This window comes from Nonomuraea monospora (assembly GCF_039531895.1).
In the GTDB taxonomy this organism is placed as follows: Bacteria; Actinomycetota; Actinomycetes; order Streptosporangiales; family Streptosporangiaceae; genus Nonomuraea; species Nonomuraea monospora.
On sequence record NZ_BAAAQX010000030.1, the window covers coordinates 42,433 to 54,879 of the forward strand.

Consider the following 12,447-nt stretch of genomic DNA (forward strand, 5'->3'; position numbering starts at 1 on the left):
TGGCCCCCGACGGTCCCTTGACCGACGGTAACCCGGACCTGGTGTGGCTCGGGGGATATGTTCCGGAAGCAGAAGGCCGACTCAGTTTGTCCGACTCAACCTTGACCGAAAGCCAGCAGCGGGCCATGACCGACCTGTTCCGCAAGATCGCACCGGTGGCCGACGAGCTCGGCCGCCTGTTCGCCGACAAGGGCCACGAGCTGGCCCTCGTCGGCGGTCCCGTGCGTGACCTCCTGCTCGGCCGCATCGGCAACGACCTCGACCTGACCACCGACGCGCGCCCCGAGCGGGTGCTGGAGATCGTCAGGGACTGGGCCGACTCCGTATGGACGATCGGCATCGACTTCGGCACGGTGGGCCTGCGCAAGGGGAGCTGGCTGATCGAGATCACCACGTACCGGAGCGAGTCGTACGACCCCAAGTCCCGCAAGCCCGAGGTGATGTACGGCGAGACGCTCGACGCCGACCTGGAGCGGCGCGACTTCGCGGTCAACGCGATGGCGGTGCGCCTGCCGGGCCACGAGTTCGTCGACCCGTACGGCGGCCTGGAAGACCTGCGCGGCCGGCTGCTGCGCACGCCGGGCACGCCCGAGCAGTCCTTCGGCGACGACCCGCTGCGCATGCTGCGCGCGGCCAGGTTCGCCTCGCAGCTCGGCTTCGCCGTGGACCCGCAGGCCGTGGCGGCGATGACCGCGATGGCCGAGCGCATCGAGATCGTCTCCGCCGAGCGCATCCGCGACGAGCTCGACAAGCTGATCTGTGGCGCCAACCCGCGCGAGGGCCTGCGCCTGCTGGTCGACACGGGCCTGGCCGCCCACGTGCTGCCCGAGCTGCCCAAGCTGCGCCTGGAGATCGACGAGCACCACCGGCACAAGGACGTGTACGAGCACTCGCTCACCGTCCTCGACCAGGCCATCGCGCAGGAGGAGGACGGCAAGCCCGACCGCATCCTGCGCTGGGCGGCGATCCTGCACGACATCGGCAAGCCGAAGACGCGCCGCCACGAGGCGGGCGGGCGGGTCTCCTTCCACCACCACGAGGTGGTCGGCGCGCAGATGACCAAGAAGCGCATGACCGAGCTGAAGTTCCCCAAGGACGTGGTGGCCGACGTCTCCCGGCTGGTCGAGCTGCACCTGCGCTTCCACGGCTACGGCACGGGGGAGTGGACCGACAGCGCGGTGCGGCGTTACGTGCGTGACGGCGGCCATCTGCTGGACCGGCTGCACAAGCTGACCAGGGCCGACTGCACCACCCGCAACAAGCGCAAGGCGGCGGCCCTGTCGCGCACCTACGACCACCTCGAGGAGCGCATCGCCAGGCTCGCCGAGGAGGAGGAGCTGGCCAAGATCCGGCCCGAGCTCGACGGCAACGAGATCCAGCAGGTGCTCGGGGTCGGGCCAGGGCCGATAGTGGGGCAGGCCTACAGGTTCCTGCTCGACCTCAGGCTCGACAAGGGCGTGCTCGGCAAGGAGGCCGCCACGGCGGCGCTCCTGGAGTGGGCCAGGTCAAACGACGTCGGCGCGTGACCGCGTGGTGATCATCCGGTAGGCGAACGCCGCCACGGGGTAGCCGAGCGAGATGATCACCACGACCGCGTACGACTTGCCGTTCGGCGGCAGGATGGCCGCCGAGAGGGCCGCGGCGAGCACGTACATGCCGTTGAAGAGCATGTCGTAGATCGAGAACGCGCGGCCCCGGTAGATGTCCTCCACGTCGCGCTGGACGGTCGTGTCGGCGCAGATCTTGACGCTCTGCCCGGCCAGCCCCAGCACGAACCCGGCCAGCGGCAGCCCCCACTCCTGGAACGGCAGCACCAGCGCCGCCGTCAGCACCCCGGCCGCGACCAGCGCGATCTGCACCCAGCGCTCGATCCCGAACCGCTCGGTCGCGTACGGGGTGATCACCACCGCCAGCGCGGTGCCGACGCCGGCGGCCACCACCACCAGGCCGATGCCGCGCAGCGCCGCGTCGGCGTCGCCGTCGGTGAAGTAGTAGCGGTAGAGGATGATGCCGAGCGCGGTGCACATGCCGAACAGGAACCGGTGCGTGGCCATCGCGCCCATCGTTGCGGCGGCCACCCGGCGCCGCACCAGGTGCTTGGCGCCGTCGGCCAGGCCGGTGACCACGTTGCGCAGCGCCTGGCGCGCCTGCGGCCGGTTCGGGTCGGGCCACGGGCCGAGCAACTGACGGTCCATCGTCCGGGCCACCAGCGCGCTCATCGTGAACACCACGCCGGACGTGACCAGCAGCAGCGCCACCCCCGCGTCCGCGCCGCCGAAGATCTCCCGCAGCAGGAAGCCCAGGCCCGCGCCGATGAACGTGGCCACCGTGCCCGAGGTGGGCACCACCGCGTTGGCGGAGATCAGCCGCTCCGGCGGCACCACGTGCGGCAGGGAGGCGCCGAGCGCCGCCAGGAAGAACCGGTTGACCCCCAGCACCGCCAGCGCCGCGCCGTAGAACCACGCGTCCGGCACGTCGGCGATCACCAGCCCGGCGGCGACCAGCAACAGCATGCCGCGGATGAACGGCGCCACCACGAGGATCTGCCGCCGCGACCACCGGTCGATGAAGACGCCCACGAAGGGCCCGAGCACGCTGTACGGCAGCAGCAGCACGGCGAGCCCGGCGGCGACTTCGAGGGCGGTGGTCTGGCTCTCTGGACTGAAGAAGGCGAACCCTGTCACCCCGAACTGGAAGATCCCGTCAGAGAACTGGGAGACCAGCCGGGTGCTGAACAGCCTTCTGAAGTCCCGGCCCCGCAGGACCACGCGGAGATCGGCGACGAAAGACACGCCGCCAGCCTAGCTCCGCGTCCCCTGTCCTAGGATGCTGGTGCAGCGGGTGCGCATGGGGTTCCAACCGGTGCGGGTGATCTCGTACGCTTCATAGCGTGACCACTGAGGAACACGTTGTGCTGGTTGACCCGTCCGGCCATGCGCTCGGCACCGCGCCCAAGACGTCGGTGCACGGCCGGGAGACCCCTCTTCACCTGGCGTTCTCCAGCTACGTCTTCGACAGCGAAGGCCGCGTGCTGCTCACCAAGAGAGCCGATCACAAGATCACTTGGCCGAGCGTCTGGACCAACAGCTGCTGCGGCCACCCGCTTCCCGGCGAGCCCGTCGACCGGGCGGTGCTGCGCCGGCTCTCCTACGAGCTGGGCCTCACGGCCGGGCACGCCGACCTGATGCTGCCCGCCTTCTCCTACCGCGCCGAGATGGCCAACGGCATCGTCGAGCACGAGCTCTGCCCGGTCTACCGGGTCACCGTCGACTCCTCCGTCACGCCCAACCCCGACGAGGTGGCGCAGACGCGGTGGATGCCGTGGAAGGAGTTCGCCGAGGGGGCCGGGAACGGGCTGCTGGCGATCTCGCCGTGGTGCAGGGAGCAGGTGCCGCTGCTGGCCGAGCTGGGCTCCGACCCGCTCACCTGGCCGCCCGCCTCCCCGGCCGACCTCCCCCCGGCCGCCCGCCCGTAGCCCCGCCCGCCCACCCGCGCACGCGCCGCACGCCCGTGGCGGCGCCGCGCCCGCGCGGATGCGTGGCAGGCGCGTGGGGCACCCCAAAGCCCGTGCGAAGGCATCGCAAGCCCACGTACGCGTCGCAAGCACGCGAAGGCGCCGCAAGCACGCGGAAGCGCCGTAAAGGGTGTGAAAAGCGCCGTGCCCCCGCACAAAAGCGGGGGCACGGCGCCACGGGGCGGAGCAGGTCAGCGCTCGACCTCACCCCGGATGAACTTCTCGACGTACTCCCGAGCCTCATCGTCCGAGTACTGCTCCGGCGGCGACTTCATGAAGTACGAGGAAGCCGACAGAATCGGCCCCGCGATCCCCCGGTCAAGGGCGATCTTGGCCGCCCGAACGGCGTCGATGATGATGCCCGCCGAGTTCGGCGAGTCCCACACCTCCAGCTTGTACTCGAGGTTCAGGGGAGTGTCACCGAACGAACGCCCCTCCAGCCGCACGTACGCCCACTTGCGGTCGTCGAGCCACGGCACGTGGTCAGACGGCCCGATGTGCACGTCGGCCTTGCCCATCTCGTGCGGGATCTGGGAGGTGACCGACTGCGTCTTGGAGATCTTCTTGGACTGGAGCCGCTTGCGCTCCAGCATGTTCATGAAGTCCATGTTGCCGCCGAAGTTGAGCTGGTACGTGCGCAGCAGCTCGACCCCGCGGTCCTCGAACAGCTTGGCCATCACCCGGTGCGTGATGGTGGCGCCGACCTGCGACTTGATGTCGTCGCCGACGATCGGCACCCCGGCCTCGGTGAACTTCTCCGCCCACTCGGGGTCGGAGGCGATGAAGACCGGCAGCGCGTTGACGAACGCCACCTTGGCGTCGATCGCGCACTGCGCGTAGAAGCGGTCGGCCTCCTCCGACCCCACAGGCAGGTACGACACGAGGACGTCGACCTGGTTGTCACGCAGCACCTGGACCACATCGACCGGGGCCTCGTCGGACTCCTCGATGATCTCGCTGTAGAACTCGCCAAGTCCGTCGAAGGTGTGGCCGCGCTGCACCGTCACGCCCGTGGGCGGGACGTCGCAGATCTTGATCGTGTTGTTCTCGCTGGCGACGATGGCCTCAGAAAGGTCGCGGCCGACCTTCTTGGCGTCCACGTCGAAGGCGGCGACGAACTCCACGTCACCGACGTGGTAGTCGCCGAACTTCACGTGCATGAGGCCCGGGACCCGTGTGTCCGGGTCGGCGTCCTTGTAGTAGTGAACGCCCTGGACCAGCGACGACGCGCAGTTGCCGACACCGACAATGGCCACGCGAACCGAACCCATCGCACTCGCTCCCTTACTCATCAGTTGACGTGGTATCTCTCTCGGGCCTGTCCTCTGACGAGGACGAGGCCCGACGCTCCGTTGCGATCAGCTCGTTCAACCAGCGCACCTCGCGTTCGACGGACTCGAGCCCGTGACGTTGCAGCTCGAGCGTGTAACTGTCGAGACGCTCCCTGGTGCGCGCCAGCGCAGTACGCACCGCGTCGAGGCGCTCCTCGAGCCGGCTACGGCGGCCTTCGAGAATGCGCAGCCGCACTTCGGCCTCCGTGTGGCGGAAGAAGGCGAAGTGCACGCCGAAGCTCTCGTCCTCCCATGCGGATGGACCGGCCTGCGTGAGCATGTCCTGAAGGCGTTCCTTGCCCTCGGCGGTCAGCTTGTAGACGATCTTCGACCTGCCGCCGACGATCGCGGTGGGAGCGGGCTGCTCCTCCACGATCAGGCCCTGAGCCAGAAGTGATCGCAGACAGGGGTACAGCGACCCGTAGGAGAACGCACGGAACATCCCCAGCAAGGCGTTGAGCCGTTTGCGCAGCTCGTAGCCGTGTAGCGGCGTCTCGTGCAGCGACCCGAGCACGGCCAGCTCCAGAACCCTGCCCTGTCCGCTGGCCACTGGAACCGCCCCCTCTCGCGTCGATGTATCGAGCCGATACATCTCCAAGATACGTCGGTGCGCTATATGGCTGCAATCTATGAATCTGCCAAGGCGTTGGGATGAACCCGTAAAACGCCGTAGTCTGGCGCTCATGTGGTCACAGAGAAGGGTGGTGGATTACGGCCTCGCGAAGCGGGCGGTGGTCCGCTCCGTGCGCTCGGGGCGCGCCTCGCGCCGCGACGTCTGTGACGCACAGCCCTACCTCCTCCGGGCGGCGCGCCACTTCGGCGAGCCGACCGAACGCCCCTGCCCGGTGTGCGAACAGGAGAACGTCACCAACGTGACCTATGTCTACGGGGATTCCCTCGGGAGGCATGCCGGTCAGGCAAAGGTCACATCAGAACTCGCCGCCATGGCTCATGATTACGATGAGTTCCGGGTGTACGTTGTCGAGGTCTGCCAAGGTTGTTCCTGGAATCACCTGACGGTTTCGTACGTCCTCGGGAACGGACCACCGGATCTCGCCGGACAAGCGTGAAGACCGAGGGCGGCGAAGAGTTCACGCCCGACCGCCGTTTATGTTCCGACGACGTTGTGAGGACGTGTGAGTAACAGCATGAATGAGGGGACGGCCCGCCCTGGAAGGCGCCGTCGATCCAGCTCATCCCGTTCTGTGCCCCAGAGTTCTCCACCTCAAACCGGCGAGCCGGGTTGGGGTGCGGCCCAGCCGCCCCGTCGTCCTGAAGCGGCCTATGAGCAGACGGGCGCGATGGCCGCGCAGCCGTACGACCAGCCGGCGCCGCGCAGGCCCGAGCCGCGCCCTGGGCCGGACGATCCGTACGGGCAGCAGCCGCCGCAGCGCCCGCGCAGCCAGGATACGCGCACGCTGGGTAACCAGGAGACGATCATCAGTGACGCGCCGCGCCGTTCGCGCAGGCGCGGTTCCGGGCAGCCGCCCGAGCCTCCGGGCCCGCCGACGAAGAAGGACGGCGACGGACGCGGCGGCTGGCGCAGGTTCGTGCCGAGCTGGAAGATCGTCGTGGCGGGCGCCGTGGTGCTCGCGGCCGGCCTGTTCGGCATGATCATGGTCGCGTACGCCAACACGCCCGTGCCGACCTCCGCCCAGAGCGAGGCGACGGCCCAGCAGAGCACCATCTACTACCGCGACGGCAAGAGCGTCATCGCCCAGCTCGGATTCAAGCGTGAGATCGTCCCCTTCGCCAGGATGGACGAGGACGTCAGGAACGCCGCGGTCGCCATCGAGAACAAGACGTTCTGGGAAGACTCCGGCATCTCCATCTCCGGCATGGCCCGCTCGGTGTGGATGACCGCCACGGGGCAGCAGCTCCAGGGCGCCTCGACGATCACCCAGCAGATGGCCCGCGGCTACTACGACGGCCTCAGCCAGGAGGTGTCGATCCAGCGCAAGGTCAAGGAGATCTTCGTCGCGGTCAAGCTCGACGAGACCATGTCGAAGGAGGACATCCTTTCGACCTATCTCAACACCATCAACTTCGGCCGCGCGTACGGCGTCGAGGCCGCCGCGAAGTCGTACTTCCCCGGCAAGAAGGTCACCGCCGCGAAGCTGACCCCCGAGCAGGGCGCCTACCTCGCCGCACGCATCCAGCAGCCGAACTGGGACCACAACTCCCCGGCGCTCCAGCAGCGCTTCAAGCAGGTCATCCAGAACATGGCCGAGCTGTGGCCCGACAAGTACGGCACCCTCCCGCAGACCGCCAAGTTCCCGAAGACGCTCGCCTCCGCCGGCGACGACGACCTGGGCGGCCTCAACGGCTACATGGTCGAGGAGGTGCTGAACGAGCTCGAGGGCCGCGGCCTGACCGTCGACGAGATCAAGTCCGGCGGCTACAAGATCGTCTCGACCTTCGACAAGAAGCTCATGAAGGCCGCGCAGACCGCGGTCAAGAGCACCATGCAGGCCTACGGCATGAGCACGGAGTTCCACGGCGGCCTGGCCGCGGTGAACCCGAAGAACGGGCGCGTGCTCGCCTTCTACGGCGGCGACAACTTCCTCACCGACCCGTGGAACGAGCCCTTCCAGTCCACCAAGCAGGCCGCGTCCGCGTTCAAGCCGTACGTGCTGGCGGCCTGGCTGCAGGCCGGCTACTCGCTGAAGAGCTACGTGCCGGGCAACCAGACGGTGCCGAAGGAACTGCCGGGCCAGCAGGCGGGCGGCATCAAGAACAGCCACAACGTCGGCGTGTCCGTTGACGTGGTCAAGGCCACCGCGGCCTCCGTCAACACCGCCTACGTGTCGATGGCGTACGCGCTGCCGGGCCGGCTCGACGACGTCAAGAACCTCGTCGAGGCGGCCGGCTTCGACCAGAAGCGCATGGAACAGGACGTGGACGAGCACCACTTCCAGTTCGCGATCGGCAGCGCGCTGGTGACGCCGGTCGAGCAGGCGGCGGGCTACTCGATCTTCGCCAACGGCGGCAAGTACACCAAGTACCACGTCGTCCAGGAGGTCAAGCAGAACGGCAAGGTCGCCTACCCGGAGCAGGCCGTCGCCAAGACGGTCGTCGACCCGGGGGTCGCCGCCGACGCCACGGTCGCCATGCAGGCGGTGCTGCAGGCGGGCGGCACCGCGGCGGGCAAGGGCCTGGGCACCAGGCCGGCCGCGGGCAAGACCGGCACGAACAACGACGAGAAGGAGGCCTGGTTCGTCGGCTACACGCCGCAGGTCTCCACCGCCGTCGGGTTCTATCGCGAGCAGTGCGTGACCAAGACGGGCAAGGTCGTCCCGCCGCAGCACTCCAACTGCCCGATCACCCGCAAGGGCAGCAAGAAGTACGACAACGACAACCCCTACACCAGCGTCAAGGAGGTCTCGCTCGGCTTCGAGGGCGCGGGACCGCCCACCATCGCCTGGCAGAAGTTCATGCAGCTCGCCCACGAGAACCTGCCGGTCGAGCAGTTCCCGGACCGGGCCGAGGTCGGCGTCCCCGAGAACATCGTGCCGAGCCCGACGCCCACCCCGACGCCCACGCCCGAGGACGAGAACCCGTTCGGCTCGGACAACCCGTTCGACGACGGTTCCGACGACTGCCTCATCGGCTGCGACGACAACGACGTCACCGTCCCGGACGACGACGTGAACGTGGACGACGGCGCCGACGACGACTTCGGCAACAGCGACCCCAACGACGTGGGCCTGGCCGGCCAGGGCTCCGCGCCCGAGCCCAGATCCAGCGGGGCGCAGCCGAAGGCCACCAGGCCAGAGGACCAGTGACGAGCACCGAGGCCCGCGCCCCCTTCGTGGCGCGGGCCGTTCCCTACCTGCCCCTGGGGCTGATCGCCGCCCTGGGGGCGACCCTCGCGTACGTGGTGCGGCTCCCGTGCCGCACCGGCGGGTGGAACGACCAGGTCACCACCTACACCAACTTCTGCTACAGCGACATCTACCCCCTGTACTTCGACAGGGCGCTGGCCACCCAGAACCCGTACTTCGCCGACGTGCCGTTCGACAAGCAGGTCGAGTACCCGGTGGTGCTGGGCGAGGTCATGCAGCTGTTCAGCTGGATCGCCCGCGCGCTGGAGCCTGACCACGTCGCCCAGGCGGTGCGCTTCTACGACCTGACGGTGATCCTGCTCGGCGCCTGCCTGGTGGCGGGCGTGCTGCTGATGGCCGCGGTGGCGGGCCCGACGCGGCGCTGGGACGCCCTCTGGTACGCCATCTCGCCGGCCGTGGTGCTGGCCGCCTACATCAACTGGGACCTGGTCGCCGGCGCGCTGTCGATGGGCATGCTGCTGGCCTGGAAGCGGCAGCGCCAGGTGGCGGCCGGGGTGCTGCTGGGGCTGGCGATCGCGACCAAGTTCTACCCGCTGATGTTCGTCGGCGCGCTGTTCCTGCTGACGTGGCGCACCGGGCGGTGGCGGCCGTTCCTCGTCACGATGGGCTCGGCCTTGGGCGCGTGGCTCGTGGTGAACGTGCCGTTCATGGTCCTCGCCTGGGAGGGCTGGCGCAGGTTCTACGTCTTCTCCCAGGACCGCGGGGTCGACTGGGGCTCGCCGTGGCTGTTCTTCCAGAACAAGGGCTGGCCCGTGCTGGGCGAGGCCGACGTGAGCACGCTCGGCATGGTGTCGCTGGCCGTCATGTGCGTGGGCATCGCGGTGCTGACGCTGGCCGCGCCGCGCAGGCCCCGGCTGGCGCAGATCTGCTTCCTGGCGCTGGCCGCGTTCATGATGACGAACAAGGTGTGGTCGCCCCAGTTCGTGTTGTGGCTGGTGCCGTTCGCGGTGCTGGCCAGGCCCAACTGGAAGCCGCTGGTGCTGTGGCAGCTCGCGGAGGTCTGGTACTTCGTCGCGATCTGGCTGTACCTGGTGGCCCAGTCGCCGCTCAACCGGGACGACCTGGGCATCGGTGACGACACGTACTTCACCGCCGTGTGGGGCCGGATCATCACGATTGCCATCATGATGGCGTTCGTCGTGCGTGACGTGCTGCGGCCCGACAAGGACGTGGTGCGGCAGGCCGACATAGACGACCAGGCGGGTGGCGTGTTCGACGACGCCCCTGACCGGTTCACGCTCCAGTCCGCCTTCAGATGATCACTCGCTCGGCCGGTAGGGACGCGCTGCTGCTGTGGTTCGGCTCGCGGGCCGGGCTGCTCCTGGCCACGCTGCTCGGCGCGGCGACGGGCGGGTACCTCGACAAGTGGCGCAAGTGGGACGCCACGCTGTTCGTCACGATCGCCCAGTACGGCTACGACGGCGAGCCGGGCAAGCCGCCTGACGACGGGCTGCCCGCCTTCTTCCCCGGCCTGCCGGCGGCGCTGCGGCTGGTGCACCTCGTGGTGCCCGACTGGGCGGCGGCCGGGCTGCTGGTCTCGCTGGCCGCCGGGGCGGTCGCGATGCTGGCGCTGGCCAGGCTGGCCGAGGTGGAGGGCGCGTCCGGGTGGATGGCGGTGCTGGCGCTGCTGCTCTTCCCGATGGCGGTGTTCCTGGCCGCGGGCTACAGCGAGTCGCTGTTCCTGGCCTTCGCGATCCCGGCGTGGCTGGCCGCCAGGCAGGGGAACTGGCCGTCGGCGGCGCTGCTGGCGGCGGGGGCTTCCTGCGTGCGGATCACGGGGTTGTTCCTCGCGGTCGCGCTCGTGGTGGAGTTCGTGATGCGCAAGGAGCCGCCGCGGCGGGCCGGGTGGCTGGCCGTGCCGTTCGTGCCGCTGGTGGCGTACTCGTACTACCAGTACGGCAGGACCGGCGACTGGCTGGCCTGGAAGCACGCGCAGGAGGCCGGGTGGGGGCGCGACTTCTCCTGGCCGTGGGAGGCGTGGGCGACGACCTGGCGCTCGGCCATGGGCTCGGGCGACTTCGCGGTGGCCTTCCGGATGGAGATCGTCGGCGTCGTGGTGGCCATGGCCGCGCTGGTGTGGCTGCTGGTGCTGCGCCGGTGGAGCGAGGCCGTCTACACGGGCGCGCAGGCGGGGGCGCTGATGACGTCGGCGTACTACCTGTCGATCCCGCGTTCGCTGCTGCTGTGGTTCCCGCTGTGGGTGGTGGTCGCGCGGTTCGCGACCAGACGGACGTGGGTGATCGTGCTCTACGCGACGATCTCGGGGCCGTTGATGCTGGTCAACGCCTTCCGGTTCCTCAACGGGGCCTGGGCGGGCTGACCCTTACCCACTTTTCCGTCTCGGTAATCCAGGGAAGTTATCCACAGGCTGTGTGTAATCGCTAGAGGTTCTTCCTCAGGAACGCGATGTCGTCCGCCTGGCCGTCGCCGGGCGTCTCCACCACGATCGGCGCGCCGGCCGCCCGGCAGACCGCCAGGATCAGCTCGGGGTCGATCTTGCCCTTGCCCAGGTTGGCGTGCCGGTCGGCGCCGGAGTCGAAGTCGTCGCGCGAGTCGTTGCAGTGCACCAGGTCGATGCGGCCGGTGATGGCCTTGACCCGGTCGACCAGGTCGATCAGCTCCTCGCCGCCGGCGTGGGCGTGGCAGGTGTCGAGGCAGAAGCCCACGTCGAACCCGTCGAGCGCCTCCCACAGCCGGGCGATGCGCTCCAGCTTGCGCGCCATCGCGTTGCCGCCGCCCGCGGTGTTCTCGATCAGCACCGGGATCGGGCACTCCATGCGCTCGAACACCTTGCGCCAGTTGTCGAACCCGGTCTGCGGGTCGTCGCTCTTGTTGACGTGGCCGCCGTGCACGATCAGGCCCTTGGCGCCGAGGCTCGCCGCCGCCTTCAGGTGCTGCTCCAGCAGCTTGCGGCTGGGGATCCTGATGCGGTTGTTGGTCGTCGCCACGTTGACCAGGTAGGGGGCGTGGATGTAGACGTCGACCCCTTCGACCGGCTTGGCCGGCAGCACGGGCTTGTCGTAGCCCTGCGGGTCGCCGAGGAAGAACTGCACCACCTCGGCCCCCACCTCCGCGGCGTGGGCGGCGGGGTCGTCCTGATCGACGTGAGCTCCGATTAGCACCATGTCACCGAGCTTATCCGTTTGGTGGAAGCAGCTCAGGGCAGTCGCGGGGACACCCCCTACTCCTGAGGAGACAACATATGAGCCGCTGGCGCTTACGAGCGCTCATCGTCCTCGTTTACGTCATCATCGGCATCTACGTCGCCTGGGTGTACGACTACATCACGCCCGGGTTGCTCAGGGACCTCGCCGAGGCGTTGCTCTCGGTGTTCCTGTGGTTCCTGGTCCTGCTCGGCATAGACCTGCACATCGGGTGAGGCGCATAGAACAGGACGGCCCCGGTCGAGCCGGGGCCGTTGCTCATGGATGGGGGAGGAAACCGCCGTGGGCGATGCCCAGCGCGGCGCCCACGAACGAGCCCACGAGGCCGATGATGTTGAGCGTGCGCTGCGGCGTCGTGGCCGAGATGTACTGCGAGTAGAGGCCGACGCCGAAGCCCAGCGTGCCGACCCAGGACGCGATCATGTGCGCCGAGGTCCAGAACGTGGCGACGAAGGCGACCACACCGCACACGAGTGTGACGATGGCCAGGATGTTCTCGACCGGGTGCGGACGACCATCCGGGTTGAGCGTGAGCCTGAACCGCTCCGATTCGGAGGGCTGAAGCACATGTGGCACAGCCACCACCCCCTTGG

At 68.8% G+C, this 12,447-nt stretch carries 12 protein-coding genes; 7 read left to right on the forward strand and 5 right to left on the reverse strand.

The window, feature by feature from the left end; all coding sequences use genetic code 11:
• The first annotated feature begins 125 nt into the window (after nucleotides 1–125).
• Nucleotides 126–1,526, forward strand: coding sequence for a CCA tRNA nucleotidyltransferase (locus ABD331_RS41910; protein WP_344488025.1), 1,401 nt, complete (start codon nucleotides 126–128; stop codon nucleotides 1,524–1,526).
• Here the strand turns inward: ABD331_RS41910 and ABD331_RS41915 are convergent.
• Entirely contained in the window at nucleotides 1,506–2,792 is a 1,287-nt protein-coding gene (locus ABD331_RS41915) for an MFS transporter (protein ID WP_344488027.1), read from the reverse strand. The two genes, ABD331_RS41910 and ABD331_RS41915, sit on opposite strands and share 21 nt — an antisense overlap.
• 98 nt (nucleotides 2,793–2,890) lie before the next feature.
• On the opposite strand from ABD331_RS41915, the gene idi reads away from it, so the two are divergent.
• A complete protein-coding gene (gene idi / locus ABD331_RS41920) occupies nucleotides 2,891–3,475 on the forward strand; it encodes an isopentenyl-diphosphate Delta-isomerase (protein ID WP_344488029.1) in 585 nt (194 codons plus the stop codon).
• Between the two features lie 230 nt (nucleotides 3,476–3,705).
• Here idi and ABD331_RS41925 read toward each other — a convergent pair whose 3' ends face one another.
• Nucleotides 3,706–4,785 carry an inositol-3-phosphate synthase gene (locus tag ABD331_RS41925; RefSeq protein ID WP_344488031.1) on the reverse strand — a complete coding sequence of 360 codons (1,080 nt, stop codon included), beginning with the start codon at nucleotides 4,783–4,785 and terminating at the stop codon, nucleotides 3,706–3,708.
• Nucleotides 4,786–4,798: 13 nt separating this feature from the next.
• Nucleotides 4,799–5,395, reverse strand: coding sequence for a PadR family transcriptional regulator (locus ABD331_RS41930; protein WP_344488033.1), 597 nt, complete (start codon nucleotides 5,393–5,395; stop codon nucleotides 4,799–4,801).
• Between the two features lie 133 nt (nucleotides 5,396–5,528).
• On the opposite strand from ABD331_RS41930, the gene ABD331_RS41935 reads away from it, so the two are divergent.
• The 4 genes from ABD331_RS41935 (at nucleotide 5,529) to ABD331_RS41950 (ending at nucleotide 11,010) form a co-directional block, all read left to right on the forward strand.
• Complete coding sequence (locus tag ABD331_RS41935; RefSeq protein ID WP_344488035.1) at nucleotides 5,529–5,915, forward strand: DUF5318 family protein; 387 nt, start codon at nucleotides 5,529–5,531, stop codon at nucleotides 5,913–5,915.
• A 231-nt stretch (nucleotides 5,916–6,146) separates the two neighbouring features.
• Nucleotides 6,147–8,630, forward strand: a complete 2,484-nt coding sequence (locus ABD331_RS41940) for a transglycosylase domain-containing protein (RefSeq protein WP_344488037.1) — start codon at nucleotides 6,147–6,149, stop codon at nucleotides 8,628–8,630.
• Nucleotides 8,627–9,949 (forward strand): glycosyltransferase family 87 protein, encoded by a 1,323-nt coding sequence (locus tag ABD331_RS41945; protein WP_344488039.1) that lies wholly within the window; start codon nucleotides 8,627–8,629, stop codon nucleotides 9,947–9,949. The genes ABD331_RS41940 and ABD331_RS41945 overlap by 4 nt, the downstream gene beginning before the upstream one ends.
• Nucleotides 9,946–11,010 carry a mannosyltransferase family protein gene (locus ABD331_RS41950; RefSeq protein ID WP_344488041.1) on the forward strand — a complete coding sequence of 355 codons (1,065 nt, stop codon included), beginning with the start codon at nucleotides 9,946–9,948 and terminating at the stop codon, nucleotides 11,008–11,010. The genes ABD331_RS41945 and ABD331_RS41950 overlap by 4 nt, the downstream gene beginning before the upstream one ends.
• 61 nt (nucleotides 11,011–11,071) lie before the next feature.
• On the opposite strand, the gene ABD331_RS41955 is transcribed toward ABD331_RS41950, so the two are convergent.
• The gene (locus ABD331_RS41955) at nucleotides 11,072–11,815 is read right to left on the reverse strand and encodes a deoxyribonuclease IV (protein WP_344488043.1); all 744 of its coding nucleotides are present in this window, start codon (nucleotides 11,813–11,815) and stop codon (nucleotides 11,072–11,074) included.
• A 77-nt stretch (nucleotides 11,816–11,892) separates the two neighbouring features.
• Between ABD331_RS41955 and ABD331_RS41960 the strand changes: the two genes are divergently transcribed.
• The gene (locus tag ABD331_RS41960; protein ID WP_187414907.1) at nucleotides 11,893–12,069 is read left to right on the forward strand and encodes a hypothetical protein; all 177 of its coding nucleotides are present in this window, start codon (nucleotides 11,893–11,895) and stop codon (nucleotides 12,067–12,069) included.
• A gap of 43 nt (nucleotides 12,070–12,112) precedes the next feature.
• On the opposite strand, the gene ABD331_RS41965 is transcribed toward ABD331_RS41960, so the two are convergent.
• Nucleotides 12,113–12,430: a hypothetical protein gene (locus tag ABD331_RS41965; RefSeq protein ID WP_344488046.1), complete on the reverse strand. Its 318-nt coding sequence runs from the start codon at nucleotides 12,428–12,430 to the stop codon at nucleotides 12,113–12,115.
• Nucleotides 12,431–12,447 lie beyond the last annotated feature (17 nt).

Bases quoted from the DNA above. Each gene is read 5' to 3' on its own strand.
- ABD331_RS41940 (WP_344488037.1), top strand. From the start codon at position 6,147: ATGGCCGCGCAGCCGTACGACCAGCCGGCGCCGCGCAGGCCCGAGCCG.
- ABD331_RS41935 (WP_344488035.1), top strand. From the start codon at position 5,529: ATGTGGTCACAGAGAAGGGTGGTGGATTACGGCCTCGCGAAGCGGGCG.
- ABD331_RS41910 (WP_344488025.1), top strand. From the start codon at position 126: ATGACCGACCTGTTCCGCAAGATCGCACCGGTGGCCGACGAGCTCGGC.
- ABD331_RS41955 (WP_344488043.1), bottom strand. From the start codon at position 11,815: ATGGTGCTAATCGGAGCTCACGTCGATCAGGACGACCCCGCCGCCCAC.
- ABD331_RS41960 (WP_187414907.1), top strand. From the start codon at position 11,893: ATGAGCCGCTGGCGCTTACGAGCGCTCATCGTCCTCGTTTACGTCATC.
- ABD331_RS41950 (WP_344488041.1), top strand. From the start codon at position 9,946: ATGATCACTCGCTCGGCCGGTAGGGACGCGCTGCTGCTGTGGTTCGGC.
- ABD331_RS41925 (WP_344488031.1), bottom strand. From the start codon at position 4,785: ATGGGTTCGGTTCGCGTGGCCATTGTCGGTGTCGGCAACTGCGCGTCG.